Origin of the sequence: Bartonella acomydis (assembly GCF_039543025.1) — a bacterium.
Classification (GTDB): domain Bacteria; phylum Pseudomonadota; class Alphaproteobacteria; order Rhizobiales; family Rhizobiaceae; genus Bartonella; species Bartonella acomydis.
Map to the genome: position 1 here is coordinate 1 of NZ_BAABIY010000070.1, position 1,374 is coordinate 1,374.

At 40.6% G+C, this 1,374-nt stretch carries 1 protein-coding gene; it reads left to right on the forward strand.

From position 1 onward, the window contains the following. Window positions 1-1,298 (forward strand): HNH/ENDO VII family nuclease (locus ABD909_RS07060; protein WP_345097250.1); only part of this gene is annotated, 1,298 nt, incomplete at its 5' end. Between the last annotated feature and the right edge of the window lie 76 nt (window positions 1,299-1,374).

Sequence of the window (1,374 nt, forward strand, 5' to 3'; positions counted from 1 at the left end):
AAGCCCGCATCACTGCCAAGATTGATGCACAATTTGCTGACTTTAGAGAGCAGACCATTGATGTAGCACGCATTGCGGGAGGTTTTGCTGCTGCTCTTGCTGGTGGTGATGTCAATACCGGCGCTGAGGCTGCAGGTAATGCTGCGGAAAATAACTACCTCAGCAGTGCGCAAATAGCTCAGATGAAGAAAGAGTTAGAAGAGTGTTCTGACGATCAGTGTCGAAAAGATATTAACGAAAAATGGTTCGAGATTGACGAACAACAAGGGAGGACTTTTGCGACAGGCGTAATGCTTGGTCTTATTGCCGATATACCAATCAAGCTATCCGATTTAGCTAATGACTTAGCTCATCGCGCTATGCAAAACATACTGTTAGCAGTAATACTTAGTAGCAAACCATGGGGGAGCGCTAAAGCAACTCTTAACAGTATTCGAACAGGAGTGTCTTGGGCCGTGAGTGAACATGCGGTTGATGATGTCTGGGGAGCTTCTGGCCAATTCTGGGGAGGTGTTAGGGATTCCTTTTTAGGGGCTGATAAAGATCATGTATACGTAAAAGAGAATTTTGAAAAAGCGGGGGTTGACGGAGCTTTTAATGCTGGTTTTGTAAGCGGAAGATTAGCAGCCGGAGTGCTAGAAAACTTTGTTGGAGGAGTTGGAGTAGTTAAGGGAGGCATAAAGCTTGCGGGTAAGCTTGTAGAAAAAGATCTGATCAAATTCGCATCTAAGGCTGAAGAAGCGGCTATAACAGGAGCAAAAGTTGGAGCATCTACTTCTGAAGTAAATACTGCTCATGTGGGAAAAGAAATCACTCAATCGCTAGAAAAAATGAGCGATGAAGTTATTGCAACTCAATATTTTGGACAGGAGAGAAAATTTTGGTCAAAACCTATTGAGGTTGGGATTGAAATAACGAACAAGGGAGAAAAATTTATTCAGATAAACAAAGTCTATCAGAGAGAAGATCTGTTTGATCCTAATAGAATTTCTGAGTGGACAGTCAACAATAAAAAAGTGACAGGTACAAATATTGAGAGGATGAAAACAGGAAGAGCCCCCATTGGCTTTGATAATAAACCTGTTGAATTGCATCATATGCTGCAAACACATGATGGTCCCATAGCAGAAGTTACAAATGCATTTCATAATAAACATCATTCTGCTATTCGTATTAATTCTAACACAATGGGATCAGCTATTGATAGGGATGCATTTGCTTTGTGGAGACAGAAATATTGGAAGGAACGTGCAGAGAGATATATTCAAGAAAATAATTTAGTGGAGAAAAGTCTATGAAAGCTTATACTTTATCTGATGTTACAAAATTAGTCGACAAGTATAATGATACTGCTCGTTTTGGCACTGCAGATAA